The sequence below is a fragment of the Microbacterium sp. STRO-2N genome (assembly GCF_057747775.1).
On record NZ_CM173223.1, the window covers coordinates 1,124,483 to 1,146,468 of the forward strand.

The 21,986-nt window shown below is 71.0% G+C and carries 24 protein-coding genes and 1 tRNA gene; 15 read left to right on the plus strand and 10 right to left on the minus strand.

Annotation, left to right across the window (positions count from 1 at the left end; genetic code table 11):
* Nucleotides 1-94: 94 nt before the first annotated feature.
* Together AC3ANN_RS05085 and AC3ANN_RS05090 are read left to right on the plus strand one after the other, a co-directional pair.
* Nucleotides 95-1,327: a sensor histidine kinase gene (locus tag AC3ANN_RS05085; RefSeq protein ID WP_488339909.1), complete on the plus strand. Its 1,233-nt coding sequence runs from the start codon at nucleotides 95-97 to the stop codon at nucleotides 1,325-1,327.
* On the plus strand, nucleotides 1,324-2,007 hold the full coding sequence (locus AC3ANN_RS05090; RefSeq protein ID WP_488339910.1) for a response regulator: 684 nt from the start codon (nucleotides 1,324-1,326) through the stop codon (nucleotides 2,005-2,007). Before AC3ANN_RS05085 ends, AC3ANN_RS05090 begins: the two co-directional genes overlap by 4 nt.
* A gap of 4 nt (nucleotides 2,008-2,011) precedes the next feature.
* On the opposite strand, the gene AC3ANN_RS05095 is transcribed toward AC3ANN_RS05090, so the two are convergent.
* Entirely contained in the window at nucleotides 2,012-2,551 is a 540-nt protein-coding gene (locus AC3ANN_RS05095; protein ID WP_488339911.1) for a DNA modification methylase, read from the minus strand.
* Nucleotides 2,552-2,707: 156 nt separating this feature from the next.
* Between AC3ANN_RS05095 and AC3ANN_RS05100 the strand changes: the two genes are divergently transcribed.
* Both AC3ANN_RS05100 and ispD read left to right on the plus strand, forming a co-directional pair.
* A complete protein-coding gene (locus AC3ANN_RS05100; protein WP_127820162.1) occupies nucleotides 2,708-3,190 on the plus strand; it encodes a CarD family transcriptional regulator in 483 nt (160 codons plus the stop codon).
* Between the two features lie 114 nt (nucleotides 3,191-3,304).
* Nucleotides 3,305-4,507, plus strand: coding sequence for a 2-C-methyl-D-erythritol 4-phosphate cytidylyltransferase (gene ispD, locus AC3ANN_RS05105; protein WP_488339912.1), 1,203 nt, complete (start codon nucleotides 3,305-3,307; stop codon nucleotides 4,505-4,507).
* 9 nt (nucleotides 4,508-4,516) lie between these two features.
* Here ispD and AC3ANN_RS05110 read toward each other — a convergent pair whose 3' ends face one another.
* Nucleotides 4,517-4,984, minus strand: a complete 468-nt coding sequence (locus AC3ANN_RS05110; RefSeq protein WP_488339913.1) for a GNAT family N-acetyltransferase — start codon at nucleotides 4,982-4,984, stop codon at nucleotides 4,517-4,519.
* 55 nt (nucleotides 4,985-5,039) lie between these two features.
* Nucleotides 5,040-5,969: a DMT family transporter gene (locus AC3ANN_RS05115; protein ID WP_488339914.1), complete on the minus strand. Its 930-nt coding sequence runs from the start codon at nucleotides 5,967-5,969 to the stop codon at nucleotides 5,040-5,042.
* Between the two features lie 62 nt (nucleotides 5,970-6,031).
* Between AC3ANN_RS05115 and cysS the strand changes: the two genes are divergently transcribed.
* The 3 genes from cysS to AC3ANN_RS05130 all read left to right on the plus strand — a co-directional run bounded on the left by cysS (nucleotide 6,032) and on the right by AC3ANN_RS05130 (nucleotide 9,153).
* On the plus strand, nucleotides 6,032-7,438 hold the full coding sequence (cysS, locus tag AC3ANN_RS05120; protein WP_488339915.1) for a cysteine--tRNA ligase: 1,407 nt from the start codon (nucleotides 6,032-6,034) through the stop codon (nucleotides 7,436-7,438).
* Nucleotides 7,431-8,417: a 23S rRNA (guanosine(2251)-2'-O)-methyltransferase RlmB gene (rlmB, locus tag AC3ANN_RS05125; RefSeq protein ID WP_488339916.1), complete on the plus strand. Its 987-nt coding sequence runs from the start codon at nucleotides 7,431-7,433 to the stop codon at nucleotides 8,415-8,417. Before cysS ends, rlmB begins: the two co-directional genes overlap by 8 nt.
* A gap of 94 nt (nucleotides 8,418-8,511) precedes the next feature.
* Entirely contained in the window at nucleotides 8,512-9,153 is a 642-nt protein-coding gene (locus AC3ANN_RS05130) for an NAD(P)-dependent oxidoreductase (RefSeq protein WP_488339917.1), read from the plus strand.
* A gap of 26 nt (nucleotides 9,154-9,179) precedes the next feature.
* Here the strand turns inward: AC3ANN_RS05130 and AC3ANN_RS05135 are convergent, their stop codons facing one another.
* Both AC3ANN_RS05135 and AC3ANN_RS05140 read right to left on the minus strand, forming a co-directional pair.
* A complete protein-coding gene (locus AC3ANN_RS05135; protein ID WP_488339918.1) occupies nucleotides 9,180-10,484 on the minus strand; it encodes a DUF4032 domain-containing protein in 1,305 nt (434 codons plus the stop codon).
* 88 nt (nucleotides 10,485-10,572) lie between these two features.
* Complete coding sequence (locus tag AC3ANN_RS05140; RefSeq protein ID WP_488339919.1) at nucleotides 10,573-11,676, minus strand: ABC transporter ATP-binding protein; 1,104 nt, start codon at nucleotides 11,674-11,676, stop codon at nucleotides 10,573-10,575.
* A gap of 222 nt (nucleotides 11,677-11,898) precedes the next feature.
* Between AC3ANN_RS05140 and AC3ANN_RS05145 the strand changes: the two genes are divergently transcribed.
* Nucleotides 11,899-12,858: a DsbA family protein gene (locus AC3ANN_RS05145; RefSeq protein WP_488339920.1), complete on the plus strand. Its 960-nt coding sequence runs from the start codon at nucleotides 11,899-11,901 to the stop codon at nucleotides 12,856-12,858.
* Between the two features lie 38 nt (nucleotides 12,859-12,896).
* Nucleotides 12,897-12,972 (plus strand) — tRNA-Thr (locus tag AC3ANN_RS05150).
* 12 nt (nucleotides 12,973-12,984) lie between these two features.
* On the opposite strand, the gene AC3ANN_RS05155 is transcribed toward AC3ANN_RS05150, so the two are convergent.
* Nucleotides 12,985-13,647 carry a hypothetical protein gene (locus AC3ANN_RS05155; RefSeq protein ID WP_488339921.1) on the minus strand — a complete coding sequence of 221 codons (663 nt, stop codon included), beginning with the start codon at nucleotides 13,645-13,647 and terminating at the stop codon, nucleotides 12,985-12,987.
* 50 nt (nucleotides 13,648-13,697) lie between these two features.
* Between AC3ANN_RS05155 and AC3ANN_RS05160 the strand changes: the two genes are divergently transcribed.
* Complete coding sequence (locus AC3ANN_RS05160; RefSeq protein WP_488339922.1) at nucleotides 13,698-14,651, plus strand: DMT family transporter; 954 nt, start codon at nucleotides 13,698-13,700, stop codon at nucleotides 14,649-14,651.
* A gap of 3 nt (nucleotides 14,652-14,654) precedes the next feature.
* Here the strand turns inward: AC3ANN_RS05160 and AC3ANN_RS05165 are convergent, their stop codons facing one another.
* Nucleotides 14,655-15,215, minus strand: coding sequence for a nitroreductase family protein (locus AC3ANN_RS05165; RefSeq protein ID WP_488339923.1), 561 nt, complete (start codon nucleotides 15,213-15,215; stop codon nucleotides 14,655-14,657).
* Nucleotides 15,215-15,649 (minus strand): peptide-methionine (R)-S-oxide reductase MsrB, encoded by a 435-nt coding sequence (msrB, locus tag AC3ANN_RS05170; protein WP_488339924.1) that lies wholly within the window; start codon nucleotides 15,647-15,649, stop codon nucleotides 15,215-15,217. The genes AC3ANN_RS05165 and msrB overlap by 1 nt, the downstream gene beginning before the upstream one ends.
* Nucleotides 15,650-15,751: 102 nt before the next feature.
* On the opposite strand from msrB, the gene AC3ANN_RS05175 reads away from it, so the two are divergent.
* From AC3ANN_RS05175 to groL, 5 genes are all read left to right on the plus strand, one after another.
* Nucleotides 15,752-16,774 (plus strand): DUF2332 family protein, encoded by a 1,023-nt coding sequence (locus AC3ANN_RS05175; protein WP_488339925.1) that lies wholly within the window; start codon nucleotides 15,752-15,754, stop codon nucleotides 16,772-16,774.
* A gap of 9 nt (nucleotides 16,775-16,783) precedes the next feature.
* A complete protein-coding gene (locus tag AC3ANN_RS05180; protein WP_488339926.1) occupies nucleotides 16,784-17,032 on the plus strand; it encodes a DUF3263 domain-containing protein in 249 nt (82 codons plus the stop codon).
* 46 nt (nucleotides 17,033-17,078) lie between these two features.
* Nucleotides 17,079-17,648 carry a LytR C-terminal domain-containing protein gene (locus AC3ANN_RS05185; protein ID WP_488339927.1) on the plus strand — a complete coding sequence of 190 codons (570 nt, stop codon included), beginning with the start codon at nucleotides 17,079-17,081 and terminating at the stop codon, nucleotides 17,646-17,648.
* A 132-nt stretch (nucleotides 17,649-17,780) separates the two neighbouring features.
* The gene (locus AC3ANN_RS05190; protein ID WP_488339928.1) at nucleotides 17,781-17,981 is read left to right on the plus strand and encodes a cold-shock protein; all 201 of its coding nucleotides are present in this window, start codon (nucleotides 17,781-17,783) and stop codon (nucleotides 17,979-17,981) included.
* Nucleotides 17,982-18,145: 164 nt separating this feature from the next.
* Complete coding sequence (gene groL, locus AC3ANN_RS05195; protein ID WP_488339929.1) at nucleotides 18,146-19,765, plus strand: chaperonin GroEL; 1,620 nt, start codon at nucleotides 18,146-18,148, stop codon at nucleotides 19,763-19,765.
* Nucleotides 19,766-19,841: 76 nt separating this feature from the next.
* On the opposite strand, the gene AC3ANN_RS05200 is transcribed toward groL, so the two are convergent.
* Both AC3ANN_RS05200 and AC3ANN_RS05205 read right to left on the minus strand, forming a co-directional pair.
* Nucleotides 19,842-20,129 (minus strand): WXG100 family type VII secretion target, encoded by a 288-nt coding sequence (locus tag AC3ANN_RS05200; protein WP_488339930.1) that lies wholly within the window; start codon nucleotides 20,127-20,129, stop codon nucleotides 19,842-19,844.
* Nucleotides 20,130-20,274: 145 nt separating this feature from the next.
* Complete coding sequence (locus AC3ANN_RS05205; protein WP_488339931.1) at nucleotides 20,275-21,960, minus strand: sensor histidine kinase; 1,686 nt, start codon at nucleotides 21,958-21,960, stop codon at nucleotides 20,275-20,277.
* Between the last annotated feature and the right edge of the window lie 26 nt (nucleotides 21,961-21,986).

The window sequence follows — 21,986 nt, forward strand, 5'->3', positions numbered from 1 at the left end:
GAACGGTGCCTTCGCGGTGAATAGTAGTCGGCGCCGCATCCGGGGTCGCCTCCGGCGGCGGGAGACCCCTTCGGCGTGCCCTTACGCTGTGTGCATGGACACGACGCAGCTCGCGCTGCTCGCCCTCCTCGCGGGGGTGGTCATCGGCAGCTCGATCTCGGCGGTCATCGTCGCCTCTCTGCGTGCACGCGACCGCGCGCGGGCCGACACGTCGCTGCACGTGCCCGAAGGCGTGCGCGAGGTGCTGCACGGCATGGACGATGCCGCGGTCGTCGTCGACGCGTCCTTCACGGTGCTGGCGGCCTCGGCGGCCGCGACGCCGTTCGACCTCATCGAGGGCGGCACCCTGCCCACCGACGATCTGCGCGCGGTGGCGCGCCGCGTCCGCTCGGCCGAGACCCCGGCCACGACCGAGACGATGCGTCTTCGGCGTGGCGCCCCTCCGGCGGAGCCGCGCCTGGTCGTGGTGCGTGCGACGCGGATCTCGCCGCGGCTGACGCTGCTCGTGCTGCGCGACATCACCGAACGAGAGCGCGTCGAAGAGATGCGCCGGGACTTCGTCGCCAACACCAGCCACGAGCTGAAGACCCCGGTCGGGGCGGTGAGCCTCCTCGCCGAGGCGATCGAGTCCGCGGCCGACGACCCGCCGCAGGTGCGCATCTTCGCCGCCCGGCTCTCGGCCGAGGCATCCCGGCTCGCGCTCCTGACGTCGCGCATCATGAACCTCTCGCGCCTGCAGGCGTCGGACGAGCTGACCGAGCAGGACGTCTCGATCGACGAAGCGGTCGCCTCGGCGCTGGACGCCCATGCGATCCAGGCCGACTCGGCGGGCGTCGAGGTCGTGCGCGGGGGAGTGCGCGGACTCTACGTGCGCGGAGACGCGCAGGTGCTGAGCGAGGCCATCGGGAACCTCATCGCCAACGCGATCGCCTACTCGCCGCAGGGGTCGAGCGTCGGCGTCGGCGTGAAGGCGGCCGACGGCATCGTCGAGATCGCGGTCACCGACCGCGGCATCGGCATCGCGGAGGGCGACCAGGACCGCGTGTTCGAGCGGTTCTACCGCGCCGACCCGGCGCGCGCCCGGCGCACCGGGGGCAGCGGACTGGGGCTGTCGATCGTGAAGCACGCCGTGCAGCGCCACGGCGGTGAGGTGAAGCTCTGGTCGCGCCCCGGCCGGGGCTCCACCTTCACGATCCGGCTGCCGCAGATCGAGGCGCCCGCCACCGACCCGACCCCCAAGCGCGGCCGCAAGAAGAAGCGCGCCACGGCGACGCCGGCCCGCGCCGTCACCACCACGCCAGCCGGCACGAACGGAGATCCCGCATGACCCGCGTCCTGATCGTCGAGGATGAGCCAGACCTCGCCGACCCCCTCGCCTACCTGCTCCGCCGTGAGGGCTACGACGTCGAGATCGCCGAGGACGGCCCGACCGCGCTCGCCTCGTTCCGCGAACGCGGGGCCGACATCGTGCTGCTCGACCTCATGCTGCCCGGGATGCCGGGGACCGAGGTGTGCCGGCAGATCCGCACCACGTCGTCGGTGCCCATCATCATGCTCACCGCGAAGGACTCCGAGGTCGACATCGTGGTGGGCCTCGAGCTGGGCGCCGACGACTACGTCACCAAGCCCTACTCGGCGCGTGAGCTGCTGGCCCGCATGCGGGCCGTGCTGCGACGCTTCTCGCAGCTGGACGCCGACCTCGAGGACCGGGTGCTGGAGGGCGGGCGCGTCGTGCTCGACATCGACCGGCACACGGTGGCGGTCGACGGCAGCGAGATCAACATGCCGCTCAAGGAATTCGAGCTCCTCGAGGTGCTCATGCGCAACGCCGGCCGCGTGCTCACCCGGGGCCAGCTCATCGACCGCGTGTGGGGGAGCGACTACTTCGGCGACACCAAGACGCTCGACGTGCACATCAAGCGCATCCGCTCGCGCATCGAGCAGAACCCGGGATCTCCCGAGATGCTCGTGACGGTCCGGGGACTCGGATACCGCTTCGAGGGCTGAGGGCTCAGGGGGCGAGCGGCGCGAGGTAGTCGAGCGTGCCGTCGAGGACGGGCACCGACGTGAGCTCGCCCTCGGCGTCGCCCGACTGGAAGAACGCGGCGATGTCGGCGCCCGGCGGCGTGTCGAGGTCTTCGATGAGGATCGGCTCCTCGCCGTCCTCCGCGCCGAGGCTCAACGTCGTGTTCGCGGGGACGCGCACGTCGAGCGAGACGCGGGATGAGCCCTCGCCGAACTCGATGCGCAGCGTGTGCGACTCGTCCGTCTCGTTGAGGAGCGCTGCGACGAAGTTGCCCTCCGAGCCGCTCTCGTTCGCGATGATCTGCGCATTGCGCACCTGCACGGGACCCGACTCGAAGACGTTCGTGCCCTCGGCGGCCGCGTAGCTGATCGTGGTGGCCTGCGGTGAGACCATGCTGCAGCCGGTGGTCCCGAGGACGAGCGCGGCTCCGATGGCGAGCGACGCGATGAGGCGCGAGTTCCTTGGATTGAGTGCCGCCGAGGAGACCTTGGCCGCCGGTGCAGTGTGGCGGTGTATCGAAATCACAGATCCTCCCAGGACGGACGACGGCTTCCTCAGCATTCTAGGGGGTGCCCTGCCGTCGCCGTGATCGTCGCGCGGCGGCGCGGCCGGCGGGAGGGCGGAGAACCTTAGCGTATTTCTCCTGTGGTATCCTGGAGGTTGCCGAAAGGACATAACTCCATGCTTTTTGAGGTTGGCGAGACGGTCGTCTACCCCCACCACGGGGCGGCAACGATCATCGAGGTCAAAGACCGGATCATCAAGGGCGAGACGAAGAAGTACCTGAAGCTCAACGTCACGCAGGGCGACCTGATCATCGAGGTCCCCGCTGAGAACGTCGATCTCGTCGGCGTCCGCGATGTCATCGGCAAGGAGGGTCTCGACAAGGTCTTCGAGGTGCTGCGCGCCCCCTTCACGGAGGAGCCGACCAACTGGTCGCGCCGCTACAAGGCCAACCTCGAGAAGCTCGCCTCCGGTGATGTCATCAAGGTCAGCGAGGTCGTCCGCGACCTGTGGCGCCGAGACCAGGACCGGGGTCTGTCGGCCGGCGAGAAGCGCATGCTCGCCAAGGCCAAGCAGATCCTCATCTCGGAGCTCGCGCTCGCAGAGAAGACCGACGAGGAGCAGGCGAGCGTCATCCTCGACGAGGTCCTCGCAAGCTGAACGGCCAGAGACGACGCCCCACGGGGCGTCGTTTCGCTTTGCGGGCACCGCGCCGCATCGTCCGCGCCGCGTCGCGCGCGCAGGCGTCCGGTGCGGTCGCGATAGCGTGAACGCGTGAGCATCACTCCCGTCCCGCGCGTCGGCGTCGTCGTCGTCGCGGCGGGCTCCGGCACCCGGCTCGCGGCCGGCGCGCCCAAGGCCTTCGTCGGCATCGACGGTCACACGATCCTGAGACATGCCTTGGCGCGCGTCTTCGCCGCCCCCACCGCGCAGGTCGTCATCGTCGCGCCGCCCGAGCGGCAGGGCGATGCGATGAGCGAGGCGCTCGCGGCGGCAGGCGACCGCCGCGATCTCGTGTCCGTCGTCGCCGGCGGCGCGACACGTCAAGCGTCCGTCGCCGCAGGACTCGCGGCGCTGTGGGCGGATGTCGAGCTCGTGCTCGTGCACGACGCGGCTCGCGCCCTCACCCCGCCCGAGGTGTTCGAGCGCGTCGTCTCAGCCCTCGACGGCGGTGCGGCCGGCGCCATCCCGGTGCTTCCGGTCATCGACACCATCAAGCGGGTCGCCGGCGACGAGATCCTCGCGGCCGTCGACCGATCCGAGCTCGCCGCCGCGCAGACGCCGCAGGGGTTCCGGCGGGACGTGCTCGATGCGGCATACGCCGCCGCGACAGAGGACTTCACCGACGACGCCGCCCTGATCGCGGCGTCCGGGCATGCCGTCGCGGCCGTGCCGGGGCATCCGCTCGCGTTCAAGATCACCACCGCTGCCGACCTCGAGCGTGCCCGCCACCTGCTGGCCGCCTCGACGGTTCCGGCCCCCGCTGCCGGTCTCCGGGCGCAGGCGGTGCCGCGCGTCGGGTTGGGCACCGACGTCCATGCGTACGGCGGCGATGGGCCGCTGTGGCTCGCGGGCCTGGAATGGCCGGGCGAGCGGGCGCTGTCGGGTCATTCCGACGGGGATGCCGTCGCCCACGCGATCGTCGACGCGCTGCTGGCGGCGGCCGGTCTCGGCGACATCGGCACGCATTTCGGCACGGACCATCCCGAGTACGCCGGCGCGCATGCGCACGCCTTCCTCGTCCGCACACTCGCTCTCGTCGGCGAGGCGGGCTGGCGGATCGGCAACGTGTCGGTGCAGGTGCAGGCGAACCGGCCGCGCTTCGCGGCCCGCCGCGAGGAGGCCGAGCGCGTGCTGTCGGAGGCGCTGGGGGGTGCGCCGGTGTCGATCTCGGCGACGACGACCGACGGGCTGGGCTTCACGGGCCGGGGAGAGGGCGTCGCCGCGTTCGCGGTCGCCGTCGTCGTGCCGGCCTGACCCGGGCGGTCACAGCAGGCGGGTCATGAAGACCGAGAACGGGTCCGGCGCGTAGTCCTCGAAGGGACCGCACGGCGCGAACCCCTCGCTCTCGTACAGACGCTGCGCCGGCACGAAGTCCTCGGTCGTGCCGGTCTCGAGCCACAGGCTCGACATGCCGCGGTCCCGTGCCCTGTCGACGATGTGACGAAGCAGCGCGCGGCCGACGCCGTGCCCGCGGAATCGGTCGTCGACGCGCATGGACTTGATCTCGCCGCGGTGCGCGTCGAGCGTCTTGAGCGCGCCGATGCCCGCGAGCTCCCCGTCGATCCACGCCGTCCAGACCGAGACGGCCGGATGCCGGAGCGCGTCGATGCCGAGCGCGTGGACGCTCTCGGGAGGCGAGGTGTCGTGCATGCCGGTGAGGTGGAACTCCACCAGTCGACGTGCGGCCTCGGCGGACAGGTCATCGGCGCGGATCTCGATCGTGGTCTGCATGTCGCGCCCCAGTGTGCCACCCGCCCGTTGCGGGCATGTTACGGCGCCGACCGCGTCATGCCTCGACCGCGAACGGCTTCGGGTCGTGGGGCGACCGCGAGCCCCACGCGAGCAGCGCGAGTCCCGCGGCGAGCACGGCCAGCCCGACGATCGCGAGCACCGAGAGTCGCTCGCCGAGCACGACGATGCCGAGGACGCTCGCGGTCAGCGGCTCGCCGAGCGTGAGGGTCGCGGCCGTCGCGGCGGTGAGGCCGCTGAGGCCCCACGTGAACAGCACGTACGCGACCGAGATCGTGGCCAGGCCCAGCCACAGCGCCATCGTGAGTCCGGCCGGTGCGGCCAGCCACGCCAGGTCGACGAAGGGGAGCGCGAGCGCGCTGATCACCGCCGAACTGGCGCCCATGCCGCCGACGACGGTGAACGGGTCCCACCCCTCGTCGAGCAGCCGCCGCTGCGCGTTCGCGATCACGGCGAAGGACGCGCCGGCGCCGATCGAGCCGAGCAGCCCGAGCGGATCGGTGCCGCCCGCACCGGACGCATCGCCCCCGAAGCCCAGCAGCACGACGCCGAGCGTCGCGAGCGCGGTCGCGCCCATCCACGTCGTGGTCGGCATCCGTCGCGTCAGCGCCCACTCGAGCAGCCCCGCGAGGATCGGGGCCGACCCGAGGGCCACCACCGTGCCGACGGCGACGCCGTTGCGGGCGGTGCCGAGGAAGAACAGCGGCTGGTACAGCGCCAGGCACAGACCGGTCAGCACCATGAGGGACAGAGGGCGGATGCCGGCCCTCGGCCGCACCGCGCCGGCCGGTCGCCTGCGGGCGTGCCGTGCAGCGAGGAGGAACGCGATCAGCGCGAGGCCGGTGCCGCCGATGACCATGCGCATCACGCCGATGGACAGCGGCGTCGTGCCGTCCGGGCCGAGCGCCTGCGAGGTTCCCGTCGTGCCGAACAGCACTGCGGCGGCGAGGACGGCGAGAACGTGCACGCTTTCCTTTCTACTGCCTCCTGTCCCCGAGTCCGTCCAAGGTCGGCCGGTAGGCTGGACCGGTGACGGTACAGCTCTATGACACCAAGGCGCAGGCCCTGCGCGACTTCGTGCCGCTTCACCCGGAGAACGTCACGATCTACGTCTGCGGGCCGACGGTGCAGTCGGGCCCGCACATCGGGCACCTTCGCGGAGCGCTGAGCTTCGACATCCTCCGTCGCTGGCTCACCCATCGGTTCGGACGCGTGACGTTCGTGCGCAACGTCACCGACATCGACGACAAGGTTCTCGCGAACGCCACCGACGGCGAGCCGTGGTGGGCGCTCGCGTACCGCATGGAGCTCGAGTTCACCCGCGCGTACACGGCGATCGGCATCCTTCCGCCCACGTACGAGCCCCGCGCGACGGCGTCCATCCCGCAGATGCAGGACATCATCCAGCGTCTGATCGACACCGGGCACGCGTACGCCGCGGCCGGCGACGTGTACTTCGACGTGCGGTCGTGGGCGGACTACGGATCGCTGACGCGCCAGAGTCTCGACGCGATGGAGCCCGCCGCCGACGCGGACCCCCGCGGCAAGCGGGATCCGCGCGACTTCGCGCTGTGGAAGGGCGCCAAGCCCGACGAGCCGGAGTCGGCGTCGTGGGACTCGCCGTGGGGTCCGGGGCGGCCCGGCTGGCACATCGAGTGCTCGGCGATGTCGCGCCGCTATCTCGGCGCCGAGTTCGACATCCACGGCGGCGGCCTCGACCTGCGCTTCCCGCACCACGAGAACGAGCTCGCGCAGTCCACCGCGGCCGGCGACCCGTTCGCGCGGTACTGGGTGCACAACGGCCTGGTGACCGTCGGCGCCCAGAAGATGTCGAAGTCGCTGTTCAACTTCGTGCTCGCCGAGGACGTGCTGCGCGAGCGAGATCCCCTCGTCGTGCGCTACGCGCTCGCCGCGGCCCACTACCGCTCGAGCCTCGACATCACCGCATCGACGTTCGATGAGGCCGAGGCCGCGATCGGGCGCATCCGCACGTTCCTCGAGCGGGCGCTGCGCACCCTGCGCGACGCGACCCACGACACGCGCGTGGATGCGACGGTGCCGGAGTCGTTCGCGGCCGCGCTCGACGACGACCTCGGAGTGCCCCAGGCGCTCGCGGTGCTCCACGAGACCGTGCGGGACGGCAACGCCGCCCTCGATGCCGGCGACCACGAGGCCGCGCTGCGCGCGTTCGCCGACGTCGCCGTCATGACGGGCATCCTCGGCATCGACCCTCTCGACCCGCACTGGCGGGCGACGGATGCCTCGGACCAGGCCCGCGCCCTCGACACGCTCGTGAAGACCATGATCGCCCAGCGCGCCGACGCGCGCGCCGCGAAGGACTGGGCCAGCGCCGACCGCATCCGCGACGCGATCGCGGCGGCCGGCATCGTCCTCGAAGATTCAGCAGACGGAACACACTGGAGTCTCAATGACTAAGCCTGGCCGCCCCGGCGCAAGCAAGGGCAAGAAGAAGGGCCCGACCAAGGGCACCGGCGGGAAGAACAAGCGCTCGCTCGAGGGTCGCGGGCCGACTCCCAAGGCGGAGGACCGCGCCTGGCATCCCGCCGGCAAGCGCAAGGCCGCGGCCGAGCGCTACGCGGCCGCAGGCGGCAAGGGCGCGCCGGGCTCGTCGCCGGGGCGCTCATCACGGGCCGCGAAGAAGGACGACGACACCGAGACGGTGACCGGTCGCAACTCGGTGCTCGAGGCGCTGCGGGCGAAGATCCCCGCGACGGCGTTCTACATCGCCCAGCGGGTCGAGATGGACGACCGCGTCAAAGAGATGCTGTCGATCGCGACCCACCGCGAGATCCCGGTGCTCGAGGTCACGCGCCCCGAGCTCGACCGCATGGCCGGGTTCGACGGCGTGCACCAGGGCGTCGCGCTCAAGGTGCCGCCGTACGAGTACGCCCACCCGCAGGATCTGCTGGAGCAGATCGTCGACAGCGGCCAGACGCCGCTGCTCGTCGCGCTGGACGGCGTGACCGACCCGCGCAACCTCGGCGCCATCATCCGCTCGACGGCGGCGTTCGGCGGACAGGGCGTGATCGTGCCGCAGCGCCGCTCGGCGAGCGTCAACTCCGCCGCGTGGAAGACCAGCGCCGGCGCCGCCGCGCGCATCCCGGTCGCCATCGCCGCCAACCTCACCTCGATGCTCAAGGAGTTCAAGAAGCAGGGCGTGTTCGTTCTGGGCCTCGACGGCGGCGGCGACGTGTCGCTCCCTTCGCTCGAGCTCGCCGACCGCCCGGTCGTCATCGTCGTCGGATCGGAGGGCAAGGGGCTCTCGCGCCTGGTGACCGAGACCTGCGACCAGATCGTGTCGATCCCGATCTCTGCAGCCACCGAGTCGCTGAACGCCGGGATCGCGGCATCCGTCGCCCTTTACCAGGTGTCGACGATGCGCTCGAAGGACTGATCCCTTTCGCCGTGAGGACGCATTCGCGGGAATGAATCCCACGCGTGCGCCCTTGCACCACGAGGAAACGTCTCAGATCGCCGAAAGGGAGAACATGGCTCGCATCGCTGTCATCGGAGGGACCGGATACGCCGGTCGTCACATCGTCGAAGAGGCGGTGAACCGAGGGCACCAGGTGCTCGCCATCGCACGTCGCATCCCGAGCGAGCGCCTCCGCGGCGCGACGTACATCGAGGGCTCGCTGACCGACGTGCCCGATCTGCTGGCACAGCTGCAGGGCGTGGACGTCGTCATCTCGGCCGTGGCGCCGCGCGGCGACATGGAGGGCCTCGTGCGCCCGAACCTCGTGGCGCTCATCTCGCTCCTCCCCGCCGACGTGCGCGTCGGCGTGATCGGCGGTGCCGGCGGCAGCCTCATCGCGCCCGGCGGCGAGCGACTCGTCGACCAGCCGTCGTTCACCGAGGAGTACAAGCCGGAAGCCCTCGAGGCCATCGGTGTGCTCGAGGACCTGCAGTCGGGCCCCTCCGACCGCGACTGGTTCTACATCCACCCCGCGGGCGGGTTCGGCGCGTTCAACCCGGGGGAGCGCACCGGCTCCTACCGCGACGGCGGCGACGTCCTGGTGACCGACGAGAACGGTGACTCGTTCATCTCGGGCGCCGACTTCGCGATCGCCGTGCTCGACGAGATCGAGAACCCCAAGCACTCGCGCGAGCGCTTCACGGTCGGCTACTGACGACCTGACGAGGGCGGCGAGGCGCCTCAGACGAGGTCGCGCCAGTCGATCTCGTCGTCCTCGTCGTCGATGATCGGGCTGCTCGACGTGATCACGGGCAGGGACATCGTCTCGGTGTTCGGGCCCATGAGCGTCGCTTCATCGCGGCGGTGGCGCAGCACGTCGTCGATGTAGCTCGCGAGCGCCTCCGCGAGCGGCACCGACTTGCCGTTGGCCTGCGACAGGTACCAGCGGTGCTCGAGCAGCTGGTGGAACACCTCGGCGGGCTCGAGCTTGGCGCGCAGGTCCCACGGGATCGCCTTCACGACCGGCTCGAAGACGCGTGTCAGCCATTCGTGCGCCGCCATGTCCTCGTCCTCGAAGCGTGAGATCCGCGCCCGGAACTCGTCGAGGTCGTTCAGCAGGCGCCGTGCCTGGTTCTCTTCGACGTCCAGCCCTGTCAGCCGCAGCAGGCGTCGCTGGTGGTGGCCGGCGTCGACGACTTTCGGCTGGATCGACACGCGGGTTCCGTCGGCCGTCGCCTCGATCGACATCTCGCCGATGTCGAATCCCAGGGCGTTCAGCCGTTGCACGCGCTCGGTGAGGCGCCACGCCTCGTCGGCCCGGAAGGTCTCCTTGTCGGTGAGCGCCGCCCACAGCGAGTGGTAGGACGACACGATGCCGTCGGCGATCGCGATGGCGTCGACGCCGCCCTCGAGCCGGCCGCCGGCCTCGAGGTCCATGATCTCGCCCGCGATGTTGGTGCGTGCCACATCGAGGTCGTGGGCGCGCTGACCCGGGGTCAGCCCGCTCTCGTGCAGCTCTCCGGTCTCGGCGTCGACGAGGTACGCCGCGAACGCGCCCGCGTCCCGGCGGAACAGGGTGTTCGACAGCGACACGTCTCCCCAGAAGAAGCCGACGTTGTGCAGCCGCACGAGCAGCGCCGCCAGCGCGTCGACGAGCCGCGTCGCGGTGTCGGGACGCAGCACCTGGGTGAACAGGGCGCGGTAGGGGAGCGAGAACTTCAGGTGCGCGGTCACCAGAGCCGCCGGGAGCGGCTCGCCCGCGGCATACGTCCGCCCCGCGATCACCGCCACGCGCTCGACGCACGGAGCGTCCAGACGCGCGAGGTTGCCGAGCATGTCGTACTCCCGGCGGGCCATCGCCTCGGTCGTCTCCTTGATCGCGACGACGCGGCCCGAGAGGTTGGCGAAGCGCACGAGGTGGCGTGAGATCCCCTTGGGCAGGTACACGATATGGCTCGACGGCCAGTCCGCGAGCGTCGTCGACCACGGCAGCGTGAGCAGGCCCGGATCCACGCTGCTGGCGGTGATGCTCAAGGCGTCGGGCACATGGACTCCGCAGGTTCAGGGGATGGGGACGAAAAGCGCGACGGCGCGGGGGGAGTCTCTCCCACCCGCGCCGTCGCGAAGGAACCGCTTACGCCGAGGCGATCGCCTTGTCGGTGAGGCGCTCGCCCGACTCGATGTCGAACACGTGCACGTGACCGGGCACCGGCGCGAGCGTGACCTTGTCGCCGGCGATCGGGTGACGGCGGCCGTCGACGCGAGCGACGATGTCGGTGCGCTTGCCGTTGACGTCGGTGTGGCCGTAGAGGTAGCCGTCCGCGCCGAGCTCCTCGACGAGGTCGACGACGACCTGCAGACCCTGGCCGTCCTCGGGAGCGACCTGGATGTCCTCCGGGCGGACGCCGATCGTGACCTCGGAGCCGTGCGCCTTGCCGAGAGTGTCGGCCTCGACGCCGACGACCCTGTCGCCGAACTGCACGCCGCCCTCGGCGATGTGCGCGGGGAAGAGGTTCATCGCGGGCGAGCCGATGAATCCGGCCACGAAGACGTTGTTCGGCTTCTCGTACAGGTCGCGCGGCGTGCCGACCTGCTGGAGGAGACCGTCCTTGAGCACCGCGATGCGGTCGCCCATGGTGAGCGCCTCGGTCTGGTCGTGCGTGACGTAGACGGTGGTGACGCCCAGGCGGCGCTGCAGCGACGCGATCTGGGTGCGCGTCTGGACGCGGAGCTTGGCGTCGAGGTTCGACAGCGGCTCGTCCATGAGGAACACCTGCGGCTGGCGCACGATCGCGCGGCCCATGGCGACGCGCTGACGCTGACCGCCTGAGAGGGCCTTCGGCTTGCGGGTGAGGTACTCCTCGAGGTCGAGCAGCTTGGCGGCCTCGAGGACGCGGGCGGCGCGCTCCTCCTTGCCGACGCCGGCGATCTTGAGCGCGAAGCCCATGTTCTCGGCGACCGTCATGTGCGGGTACAGCGCGTAGTTCTGGAAGACCATCGCGATGTCGCGGTCCTTCGGCGGGACGTCGGTGACGTCGCGGTCGCCGATCAGGATGCGGCCCGAGTTGACCTCTTCGAGGCCGGCCAGCATGCGCAGGGACGTGGACTTGCCACAGCCCGACGGGCCGACGAGGACGAGGAACTCGCCATCGGCGACCTCGAGGTTGAGCTTGTCCACAGCGGGGCGCGTGCCCCCGGGGTACAGGCGAGTTGCGTTGTCGAACGTGACGGACGCCATGTTCTCTTCTCCTTCACCGGCAGGTACGTGCCGGACGATCCGTAGTGATGGAATGAGCGGGGGCTCTCCCGCACGCCCGCCGTCGGGCGCACGAACAGTATGACACGGCGCGCGCGGAGGTTGCGTCTGGGCATTTCCCAGGGTGGCTGGCTAGCATCGTGACGTCCGCCTTCCCGTGCGGACCTGCCGGAAAACCGGCCCCCTTCCGTCCCGAGAGGTTCCATGTCGAGCGACGAGTCACAGAACGCCGCTGCCAGCGAGCGCCGCGACGCCGTGCGCGAGAAGGCGCAGCAGGTGAAGGCGCGACAGTCGCGCGCCCGCCTGATCCGCCGCACCACTCTGGGCGCCGTGGTCATCGCGGTCATCGCGGTCGTCGCCGTCGTCGTCACGTGGACGGTCTCGTCGAGCGCGTCGAAGCCCATGATGAGCCCGCAGAACGTCGTCGACGACGGCTTCATGGTCACCGGCGTCACCGGTGTCGGCATCACGTCCGGCGACAGCGAGACCGGCGGATCGGTGCAGGGCGCCGAGACCCCCATCGCCACCGCCCCGCCGGCCGAGGAGCCCGTGGCCACGCCGACCCCGACGCCGACCGACACCCCGGCCGTCGACATCCGCGTCTACGTCGACTACCTGTCGACCGGCTCCCGCGACTTCCAGGTCGCGAACGTGAAGCAGCTCACCGAGTGGGTCAACGAGGGCGCTGCGACGCTGACGTACTACCCGGTGGCGATGCTCACCGCGAAGTCGAACGGCACGAAGTACTCCCTGCGCGCGGCCGGCGCCTCGGCCTGCGTGGCGCAGCACGCCCCCGATTACTTCTTCGCGTTCAACCAGGCCCTGCTGACGCAGCAGCCGGAGGTCGACTCCGACGGCTACAGCGACAGCGAACTGGCGGCCCTCGCGATCGCGACCGGGCTCGACGGCGCCAAGGTCGTGCGCGCGTGCATCGAGGAGCAGTCCTACGCCTCGTGGGCGAAGCTGGCCACCGAGCGCGCACTGCAGGAGCTGCCCGACACCGACGGCATGGCGCTCACCGGCACGCCGATGGTTCTCGTGAACGGCAACCAGTACGTCGGGAAGCTCGACGACCCCAAGGAGTTCGCGCAGTTCGTGCTCACGATCGCGAGCGACGCGTACTACAAGGCGAGCCCGACGCCGACGCCCACCGTCGCCCCCTGATCGGGAGCCGGGCGGAGCGCCGGTAGACTGGGCGCTCTGCCGACTTGGCGCAATTGGTAGCGCACCGTACTTGTAATACGGGGGTTACGGGTTCGAGTCCCGTAGTCGGCTCCAGACAGTCCCGGCTCACTCCGCGGGTTCGAAAGTGATCGTCACGGGCGTGGCTCCGGAGGCGCGATCGAACACGAGGGTCCCCGTCACCCTCGCGGCTCCCGTCGTCGAGGGGCCGATCGACGCGGTGAAGGTCTCGCCTTCGCCGGAGCGGTTGAACTCGCCGAGCTCCCGGTCGAGCGGATCGAGCTGCGACGCGTCCCAGCCGAACTCCGGCGCGAGCGCTCGCAGGTAGTCGAGGGCGCCTGTCCAGCCCCGCACGACGTCCGGCCTCAGCGTCAGCGACACCAGTCGACCGCGCTGGGTGACCGCGGTGAGCGAGGCGATGTCGTCGAGCGCGTGCACTTCGTCTCCGGCCGCGACGAGAGCCCGGACCGGACGGCGGAACTCCGCCGACTTCTCGCCATCGGCCGGCAGCCCGAGGTCGGTCGCCGGCAATCCGCCCTCACCGACGCGCACGCGGACGACGCCCTCCACGTTGACGTAGTCGAAGCCGGCGTCGGTGAGCATGCTCGAGCCGTCCGATGCCTTCTGGTCGGCGGAGGCGGGCGGGTTCTCCTGCGTCCACCACGATTCCTGGACGGCGAGCGAGGCGACCACGACGACGCCGATCACGACGGCGAGGATCGTAGCGGGGAGCCACGCGAGAAGCGTGCGCGTGCGAGAGGAGATGGCCACGATCCAGCGTAACCGCGGCCGGTTCGGGGGCCCGCCCCGACCACGGCAGGATGGGACGGGTGACCGCACGCCGCACCTCCAACGCCCTGGCCCTCGGCGGTGCCGTCGCCATCGGCGTGATGACGGCGGTGCAGGCCCGGATCAACGGCCAGCTCGGCATCCGTCTCGACGACGGCTTCGCCGCCGCGGTGATCTCGTTCGGCTCGGGTCTGGTGATCCTGATCGCCCTCTCGGCCGCGCTTCCCGGGGGTCGTGCCGGGTTCGGCCGCCTGGTCGCGGGCATCCGCGAACGGCGGATCCCGTGGTGGATGCTGGCGGGCGGTGCCGCGGGCGCCCTCACGGTCGCCACGCAGGGCCTCGCGGTCGGGCTCATCGGCGTCTCGCTGTTCACGGTGGGCGTTGTGGCGGGGCAGACCGTGAGCGGGCTGCTGCTCGACCGGGCCGGATTCGGTCCGGCGGGCGTCGTGGCCGTCACCGTACCGCGGGTGCTCGGCGGCGCGCTCGCGCTCTTCGCGGTGAGCCTGGCGCTCGCGGGCGACGGGCTCGCCGGCGTGCCGCTGTGGATGGCGGCGCTGCCGGTGATCGCGGGCGCCGGCATCGCGTGGCAGCAGGCGACGAACGGGCGCCTGCGGCAGCGCGTGCAGACGCCGCTCACGGCGACGCTCGTGAACTTCACCGGCGGGACGATCCTGCTCGTGATCGCCGCCGCCGTGCACGTGGGCCTGGTCGGAGCACCGCGGGCGCTTCCCGCCGACCCGTGGCTGTACGCCGGCGGTGCGATCGGGGTCGTCTACATCGCGCTGGGTGCGGCCATCGTCCAGTACACCGGGGTGCTGCTGCTCGGCCTCGGGACCGTGGTCGGACAGTTGTGCACGTCGGTCCTGATCGACGCGCTGTGGCCGACGCCGGCGGGTCCGGGCTTCGCCCAGGAGCTCGCGATGGTCACGATCGCGCTGCTATCGGTCGTCGTGGCGGTGGTGCCGTGGCGCAGGCGCGCCCGCTGACGCTCAGGGCTTGGCGGGCTTCTTCGGCTGCGGCATCCGCGTGATCACCTTGCGCGCGTCGAGGGGCTTGCGGTGTCCGGGGCGCTCCCGCGACGGCTTGCCGCCGACATAGAGCCACCCCAGGAGCTCCTCGTTCTTCTCGAGCGCGTGCGCCTTGGCGACCGCCTTCGACCTCGTATAGTGGCCGGTCCTCCAGATGACACCCCAGCCGGCCTCGTCGAGCAGCAGGCTGAGCATGTGCGCGACGCCCGAGGCGACGGCCTCCTGCTCCCAGCGTGGCACCTTGCCGCTCTTGCGGTAGCTCGCAACGATCGCGATGAGCAGCGGCGCACGCAGCGGTTTCGTCGAGGCGTGCTTCTCGCCCTCGGCCTTCGCGATCGCGCGGCCCAGGCGTTCGCGGTCCTCGCCGCGGAGCTCGATGAGACGCCACGGCTGCAGTGACGAGTGGTCGGCGACCCGGCCGGCGGCCGACACGAGCTCGAGCAGCTCCTCGTGGCTCGGTGCCTCGTCGCTGACCTTGGACCACGAGCGGCGCGAGCGCACAGCCTCCAGAGCGCTCGCCATCACGCCTCGTCCGGGGCGGCCTCGCCCCGGCTCTCCTCGGCCGGCGTGAACTGCAGCGAGATCGAGTTCATGCAGTAGCGGTCGCCGGTCGGCGTGCCGAACCCGTCGGGGAACACGTGGCCCAGGTGCGAGCCGCAGTTCGCGCACCGCACCTCCGTGCGCACCATGCCGTGGCTGTCGTCCTCGAGCAGCTCGACGGCCTCGGGCCGCACCGACTCGTAGAAGCTCGGCCACCCGCAGTGCGAGTCGAACTTGGTGCCGCTGCGGAAGAGCTCGGCGCCGCACGCGGCGCACGTGTACAGGCCCGCGCGATCCTCGTCGAGCAGCTCACCGGTCCAGGGGCGCTCGGTGCCCGCCTGCCGCAGCACCGCGTACTGCTCGGGGGTGAGCTCGGCGCGCCACTGCTCGTCGGTCTTGTCGACGGCGTACGTCATGGATCCTCCTCGGTCCCTTCCATTCAACCCCAGTCCGCGCCGCGCGGGTCCGGTCCGGCTGGACGTTGCCCTTGAACGGCGGCGGTGCGGCAGGATGGCGGGATGCGCGAGACGGATGCCGCAGCCGCCGCCGACGCCGTCGTGCGCCGGTACGACCGCTTCGCCCGCGACGAGGCACCCGGCCGGTCCGCGCTGTACGCCGAGTGGGCACGCGGCGTCGCCGAAGAACCCGCGGTCGCCGCGATCCTGGCCCGCATCCCCGATAACCACCGCCAGCCTCCGCTGGTCTTCGCGGTGACCCGGATGCTGGGCGCTCCGGAAGGCCGGTTCGAGGGGTGGGCGGACTGGCTCCGCGAGAATGCCGATGCGGTGGTGGCCGAGGCATCCGTCCACCGCGTGCAGACCAACGAGCCGCAGCGCTGCGCCGTCCTGCTGCCTGCGCTCGCCACGGTGGACGGGCCGATCGCCCTCCTCGAGATCGGCGCGAGCGCCGGGCTGTGCCTCTACCCCGACCGGTACTCGTACCGGTTCCGCGGACCCTCGGGCGTGCAGGCGCTCGATCCGGCGGACGGCCCCGGCGAGGTCGTGCTCGAGTGCGAGGTGTCGGGCGATCCGCCGCTGCGCATGCCCGACATCGTCTGGCGCGCAGGAGTCGACCTGCAGCCGCTGGATGCCGCGGATCCCGACGACCGCCGGTTCCTCACGAGCCTGGTATGGCCGGGGGAGCCGGGGCGGGTCGAGCGCATCGAGGCCGCGCTCGGGGTCGTCGCGGCCGACCCTCCGCTGCTGCGGGCGGGAGACGCCTCCGATCCGCAGGTGCTGCGGCACGCGGCGGGACTCGCCCCCCGTGACGCGACGCTCGTCGTGACGACGCCCGGCGTGCTGCCGCACATTCCCCGCGCCGGCCGCGAGCGGCTGATCGCCACGGTGCAGGCGCTCGACGCCGTGTGGATCACGATCGACCCGCCGTCGCTGCACGAGGCGTGGGCTCCGCCCGTCGACGGCGCCGCGTGGGGCGGGTTCGTGCTCGGTCGCGACGCGGTGCCGCTCGCCGCAGTCGATCCTCTCGGCGCATTCGTCCATTGGCGCGCGTGGCGCACGGAGGGGACGGATGCCGCGGGCTAGCGTTGCCCCGTGCCCCTGACCGACCGCGACCGCGCCATCCTCGACTTCGAGGCCGAGTGGCGACGGCACGCGGGAGCCAAGGAAGAGGCCATCCGCGCGGACCTCGGGATGTCGCCTGCGCGCTACTACCAGCTGCTCGGCCGTCTCATCGACACCGCCGAGGCCCAGCAGCACGACCCCATGCTCGTCAAGCGACTGCGCCGCGTGCGCGACGAGCGCCTGCGCGAACGCGCCGGCCGGGCCGCCGACGCGCGCTGATCCCGCGCTCACGGGACGCACGGGTTTCGCCCGGTAGCATCGACGAGTGCCGAGATCGACCTTTCCCCGGGATCGCTTCGACGACCTTCCCGAGACGGATCGCGTCGGTGCGCACCGCGCAGAGAACCCGCGGATGCGCGGGTGGGTCGTGCTGCTGTGGGCGGCCCTCGCAACGGTCGTCCTCATCGCGATCGGGATCTTCGGCACGCTGCTGGCCTCAGGTCGCATCGACCTCGTGCCGACTCCCACGCCGACGGCGGCGCCCGAGCCCGAGGTGACCCCTGTCGTCGACACGAGCTACCAGGTGCAGATCCTCAACGCGACGCCCGAGGAGGGTCTCGCGACGCAGACCAAGGACATCATCGTGGGCGCCGGATGGGCGCCCGACAGCGTGCTGGCGAGCGGCGCCGGGTCGCAGGACTTCCCCGAGACCACGGTGTTCTACGTCAACCCCGAGGACGAGGCGGCGGCCGCGGGGCTCGCCGGGGTGATCGGCGGGGCCGCCATCGAGCAGAGCGAGGCGTACCAGCCGGTGTCGCCCGAGGTGAAGCAGCTCACCGTCGTGATAGGCCTCGACCGGACGGCCGCGGGCCCGTCTCCGACACCGACCCCGTAGCGGAGCGCCGGTGCGTGTTTCAGACCGGTAAACAGTTGTGTGCGTGCGTGTCAACAAGTGACGAATGCAGGACGCGGCGTGCGTCGGCCTGAATAGCATGAAGCCGAGTACCGCCGGCAACAGGAGATTCGCATGACGCAGGGCACCGTGAAGTGGTTCAACGCCGAGAAGGGATTCGGCTTCATCACCGTCGCCGACGGCGGGGACGTGTTCGTCCACTACTCCAACATCGACATGACCGGGTTCCGCGTCCTCGAAGAGGGCCAGACGGTCGAGTTCACTCTCGGGACGGGGCAGAAGGGTCCGCAGGCCGAGTCCGTGCGCGTCGTCTGAGCGCACCATCATGAGACGGGATGCCGGGAGGCGTCCCGTTTCGGTGCGTTTCGGCATCCCTCCCACGGCTTGCACTCGATAGGGTCGAGTGCCAGAATGATTTAGCACTCGTGATTGTTGAGTGCTAATACCCAAAGCCAACGTTCCGGAGGGACGACACACACATGGCAAAGATCATCGCTTTCGACGAGGAGGCCCGCCGTGGTCTCGAGCGCGGCCTGAACACTCTCGCCGACGCCGTCAAGGTGACGCTCGGCCCGCGCGGTCGCAACGTCGTGCTCGAGAAGAAGTGGGGCGCCCCCACGATCACGAACGACGGCGTCTCGATCGCCAAGGAGATCGAGCTGGACGACCCGTACGAGAAGATCGGCGCGGAGCTCGTCAAGGAGGTCGCCAAGAAGACCGACGACGTCGCCGGTGACGGCACCACGACCGCGACCGTGCTCGCCCAGGCGCTCGTGCGCGAGGGCCTGCGCAACGTCGCGGCCGGCGCGGACCCGATCTCGCTCAAGAAGGGCATCGAGAAGGCCGTCGCCGCCATCACCGCCGAGCTTCTCTCCAGCGCCAAGGAGGTCGAGTCCAAGGAGCAGATCGCTGCGACCGCCTCGATCTCGGCCGCTGACCCCGAGATCGGCGCGCTGATCGCCGAGGCCATCGACAAGGTGGGCAAGGAGGGCGTCGTCACCGTCGAGGAGTCGCAGACCTTCGGCACCGAGCTCGAGCTCACCGAGGGCATGCGCTTCGACAAGGGCTACATCAACCCCTACTTCGTCACGGACCCGGAGCGCCAGGAGGCGGTCTTCGAGGACCCGTACATCCTCATCGCGAACCAGAAGATCTCGAACATCAAGGACCTTCTGCCCGTCGTCGACAAGGTGATCCAGGACGGCAAGGAGCTCGTCATCATCGCCGAGGACGTCGAGGGTGAGGCGCTGGCCACGCTGGTGCTCAACAAGATCCGCGGCATCTTCAAGTCGGTCGCCGTCAAGGCCCCCGGCTTCGGCGACCGCCGCAAGGCGCAGCTGCAGGACATCGCGATCCTCACGGGTGGCCAGGTCATCACCGAGGAGGTCGGTCTCAAGCTCGAGAACGCCACCCTCGACCTGCTCGGCCGTGCGCGCAAGGTCATCGTCACCAAGGACGAGACCACGATCGTCGAGGGCGCCGGCGACGCCGCCGCCATCGAGGGCCGCGTGACCCAGATCCGCCGCGAGATCGACAACACCGACAGCGACTACGACCGCGAGAAGCTCCAGGAGCGTCTCGCCAAGCTCGCCGGCGGCGTCGCCGTCATCAAGGCGGGTGCGGCGACCGAGGTCGAGCTCAAGGAGCGCAAGCACCGCATCGAGGACGCCGTCCGCAACGCGAAGGCGGCCGTCGAGGAGGGCATCGTCCCCGGTGGTGGCGTCGCGCTCATCCAGTCGGGCAAGACGGCGCTGGACGGCCTGCAGCTCACGGGCGACGAGGCGACCGGCGCGAACATCGTGCGCGTCGCGATCGAGGCCCCGCTGAAGCAGATCGCCCTCAACGCCGGTCTCGAGCCGGGTGTCGTCGCCAACAAGGTGGCGGAGCTCCCCGCGGGCCACGGCCTCAACGCCGCCACCGGCGAGTATGGCGACCTGTTCGCGCAGGGCATCATCGACCCGGCCAAGGTGACGCGCTCGGCGCTGCAGAACGCCGCGTCGATCGCCGGCCTGTTCCTCACGACCGAGGCCGTCGTCGCCGACAAGCCCGAGAAGGCCGCGGCTCCGGCCGGCGACCCGACGGGTGGCATGGACTTCTGATCTGAAGTCCGGCGTCGCGTCATAGCGTCACACGAATGGCCCCTCCGCACGGAGGGGCCATTCGTCGTTCCGGGGGTCAGCGGAACAGGCTGGTCGCCGCCAGCTCGGTGTCGGCGTACTGGCGGCCGGCGGCCGACAGCGCGGCGTTGATGCCTGCGAGCGAATCCTCGACCTGGCGCTGCGTGGCCCGCCACTGGTCGACGACCCCGTGGAAGGCGATCGAGGCCGACCCCGTCCACGACGATTGGAGCTGCGTGAGCTGCGCGAGCATCGCGTTCGACTCGGCCTGCAGCCGGTCGATGGTGCCGCGCACGGCGGCGGTGGAGGCGAGGACGGCGTCGCTGTCGACGGAGAACACGGCCATGGGGGCTCCTTGCGCTGCAGGCGGGCGGCCGGATGCCGGAACCCGCGGTGGCTGCAACGCTAAGCGCCGCCCGTACACCGGTTGCGGCATCCGTCGTCATCTGTGCACAGCGGTGCGACGGCCTCGGCTGGGGAGGAGCGTCGGCTCACTCCGAGGCGTCGGCGAGACGCGGGAGCGGCTGCGTCGGGATGTCGAGGTGCTCGGCCGCATCGCGCGCGTCGGCGAGGGGGAGGGCGACGCGGAAGGTGGCGCCGCCACCCGGAGTGTCGACCACCTGCACCGCGCCGTGGAGCGCCTCGACGATCGACGCCACGATCGACAGGCCCAGTCCCGAGCCGCCGGTCTCGCGCGTGCGCGACGTGTCGGCGCGCCAGAAGCGCTGGAAGATCTTGTCCTTGATCTGGTCGGGCACGCCTTCGCCATGGTCGACGATCTCGATCCAGCCCATGCGGTCGCGGGCGTCGACGCCGATGCGCAGCTCGATGGGGGAGTCCTCGGTGGTGAACCGGCGCGCGTTGCCGAGGAGGTTCGCGACGACCTGGCGGACGCGGTTCTCATCGCCGAGCACGACGGGCTGGAGAGCCTCTGTCGCGGACGGGCTCTCGGGCGCCGGGAGCACCGACGGCAGCGCGTCGGGCCGGGCGCCGTCCGGCTGGAGCGCGGGGACGGGCTTGGGCCGCCGCCGGAGCAGTGACAGGGTGGCTCCGGCGCGCGCGATCGCCGACGTGTTCGGCGCGCGACGCTTCGTCTCCGCGCTCTCGGGCGAGGCGTCGTCGCGCGAGGCTTCCGCCGGGGGCTCGTAGACGGTGGTGTCGATGACGGTGACCGGGCGCAGCGGCGCCGTGGCCCGGACATCCATCGCGGCATCCCGCGCCACCGGCCGCAGGTCGACGGGGCCGATGACGACATCGCGCCGCTCGTCGAGGCGCGCCAGGGCCAGGAGGTCCTCGACGAGGAGGCCCATGCGGATCGCCTCCTTCTCGATGCGGTCCATCGATTGCGCGACGTCCTCGTCGCCCCGCACCGCGCCCATGCGGTACAGCTCCGCATACCCCCGCACGGTCACGAGCGGCGTGCGCAGCTCATGGCTCGCGTCGCCGATGAAGCGGCGCATCTGCCGCACCGTCGCGTCGCGCTGCGAGATCGCGGCATCCACGTGGTCGAGCATCGCGTTGATCGCGGTCTTGAGACGCCCGACCTCGGTCGTGGTGGGCTCGATGTCGGTCATGCGCTGGCTGAAGTCGCCGGCGGAGATGGCGTCGGCGGTCGACTCGACAGCTGCGAGGCTGCGGAAGGTGAGCGTCACGAGCCAGCGGGTGAGCACCGCTCCGCCGACCACGATGACGATCGCGAGGATGCTGTAGATGCCGATGTAGTTCGCGATCGTGCGGTTGACGGTGGTGAGCGGCACCGCGACCATCTGCGAGTAGAAGATCCCGGTGTTGGAGAGCTCCTGCACGCTCACCGTGGCGCGGAACTCCGTTTCACCGTCGGCCGACGGCAGCGTGTCGATCTCACCCTCCTTCGGCAGCGCGACATCGAGCGGGAAGCGGTCGGGGAACGTGGGCTGCGTCCCTCCACGGCCTCCCGCGGTCGCCACGAGCTCGCCGTCCTCGGGTTCGTAGACCGCCACGAAGTACTCGGTGGACGGCATGTTGTCGACGCGCTCGACGACGAGGCGCCCGTTCTCGACGCTCAGCTCGAGCAGCGCGCTCGCGGCATCCGTCCCCGCGAGCGCCTTGACCTGCGTGTCGACACCGTCCACGAGGGAGTTGCGCAGGAACGCCGCCGTTCCCACACCGGCGGCGAACAGGCCCACGGCCAGGAGCACGACAGTGACCCCGGTGACCTTCGCGC

Excerpts from the sequence above, each read along its gene's own strand:
- AC3ANN_RS05090 (WP_488339910.1), top strand. The coding sequence starts at position 1,324 with ATGACCCGCGTCCTGATCGTCGAGGATGAGCCAGACCTCGCCGACCCC.
- msrB (WP_488339924.1), bottom strand. The coding sequence starts at position 15,649 with ATGACGTACGCCGTCGACAAGACCGACGAGCAGTGGCGCGCCGAGCTC.
- AC3ANN_RS05190 (WP_488339928.1), top strand. The coding sequence starts at position 17,781 with ATGACGCAGGGCACCGTGAAGTGGTTCAACGCCGAGAAGGGATTCGGC.
- AC3ANN_RS05140 (WP_488339919.1), bottom strand. The coding sequence starts at position 11,676 with ATGGCGTCCGTCACGTTCGACAACGCAACTCGCCTGTACCCCGGGGGC.
- AC3ANN_RS05145 (WP_488339920.1), top strand. The coding sequence starts at position 11,899 with ATGTCGAGCGACGAGTCACAGAACGCCGCTGCCAGCGAGCGCCGCGAC.
- AC3ANN_RS05165 (WP_488339923.1), bottom strand. The coding sequence starts at position 15,215 with ATGGCGAGCGCTCTGGAGGCTGTGCGCTCGCGCCGCTCGTGGTCCAAG.
- AC3ANN_RS05200 (WP_488339930.1), bottom strand. The coding sequence starts at position 20,129 with ATGGCCGTGTTCTCCGTCGACAGCGACGCCGTCCTCGCCTCCACCGCC.
- AC3ANN_RS05085 (WP_488339909.1), top strand. The coding sequence starts at position 95 with ATGGACACGACGCAGCTCGCGCTGCTCGCCCTCCTCGCGGGGGTGGTC.
- rlmB (WP_488339916.1), top strand. The coding sequence starts at position 7,431 with ATGACTAAGCCTGGCCGCCCCGGCGCAAGCAAGGGCAAGAAGAAGGGC.
- AC3ANN_RS05175 (WP_488339925.1), top strand. The coding sequence starts at position 15,752 with ATGCGCGAGACGGATGCCGCAGCCGCCGCCGACGCCGTCGTGCGCCGG.
- AC3ANN_RS05130 (WP_488339917.1), top strand. The coding sequence starts at position 8,512 with ATGGCTCGCATCGCTGTCATCGGAGGGACCGGATACGCCGGTCGTCAC.
- AC3ANN_RS05100 (WP_127820162.1), top strand. The coding sequence starts at position 2,708 with ATGCTTTTTGAGGTTGGCGAGACGGTCGTCTACCCCCACCACGGGGCG.
- AC3ANN_RS05160 (WP_488339922.1), top strand. The coding sequence starts at position 13,698 with ATGGGACGGGTGACCGCACGCCGCACCTCCAACGCCCTGGCCCTCGGC.
- AC3ANN_RS05110 (WP_488339913.1), bottom strand. The coding sequence starts at position 4,984 with ATGCAGACCACGATCGAGATCCGCGCCGATGACCTGTCCGCCGAGGCC.
- groL (WP_488339929.1), top strand. The coding sequence starts at position 18,146 with ATGGCAAAGATCATCGCTTTCGACGAGGAGGCCCGCCGTGGTCTCGAG.